The organism is Alcanivorax sp. HI0083 (assembly GCF_001635175.1).
The window spans coordinates 1-886 of the sequence record NZ_LWFX01000772.1 but is presented as its reverse complement, the minus strand read 5'-3'; the positions used below and the strand labels follow the sequence as shown (position 1 = coordinate 886).

Here is an 886-nt window from a genome sequence, read left to right as displayed (position 1 = left end):
TACGGTGGGCCAGCACCTGAGCAAGCGCAAACCCGACTTCGACACTCGCCTGTTCGGCCACAAGAAACTCAGCGACATGATCCGCGCCTACCCCAAGTGGTTCCAGATCCAGAAAGGGCAAGGCAAAAGCATCCAAGTAAAAATCCTACGAAAATAACGTTTTTCCTTCACCAACCAACTGAAACGCAAGAGGCCGCGTCCAGATAATGGACGCGGCCTCCTCGTTTCCAGCAATCAACAACCGCTGACCGCGCAACTATTCACTGTTAACTATTAACTGCCTTTTACCGCACCAACCAGAGACTGAGCTGCGGGATATAGGTAATCATCAACAAGGCGATGATCAATATCAGCATGAAGGGAATCGTTGCTGCGAACAGCTCGGTGACTTTCTTCTTGAAGCGGTAACTGGCGATAAACAGGTTCATGCCCACCGGCGGAGTGATATAGCCGATCTGCATGTTCGCCACGAAGATGATACCCAGGTGCACCGGATCAATGCCGTAACGCAACGCCACCGGCAGGATCAGCGGCACCATAATCACCAGCGCGGCAAAGATATCCAGCAACGCGCCCAGCAACAGCAGCAGGATATTGAGCAGGATAAGGAAGGTAATCTTGCTCTCAACATGTGTCTGGATCAGGGCAAACAATTTCTCCGGCACACCGGCATACACCAGGTAATCCGAGAAGGCCTGCGCCACCGCCAGAATCAGCAAAATACCGCCCACCATGATCATGGAATCGCGCATGATGGTCGGTAGCTTGCGCAGCGAGATTTCCCGATACAGAAACACCTCGGCCACCAACACATACAGCGCCGTCACCGCCGCCGCTTCACTGATCACCAGGAAACCGGAGAAGATCCCACCGAGCACTACCAGCG

At 53.6% G+C, this 886-nt stretch carries 2 protein-coding genes; one reads left to right on the top strand and one right to left on the bottom strand.

The genetic code is table 11. The annotated features are described in order from the left end of the window. Window positions 1–4: 4 nt before the first annotated feature. Complete coding sequence (locus A3754_RS26040) at window positions 5–157, top strand: OST-HTH/LOTUS domain-containing protein (protein WP_231880541.1); 153 nt, start codon at window positions 5–7, stop codon at window positions 155–157. Between the two features lie 127 nt (window positions 158–284). Here the strand turns inward: A3754_RS26040 and A3754_RS07540 are convergent. Next, window positions 285–886: TRAP transporter large permease subunit (locus A3754_RS07540; RefSeq protein ID WP_156496895.1), on the bottom strand; the 602-nt coding region annotated here is incomplete at its 5' end.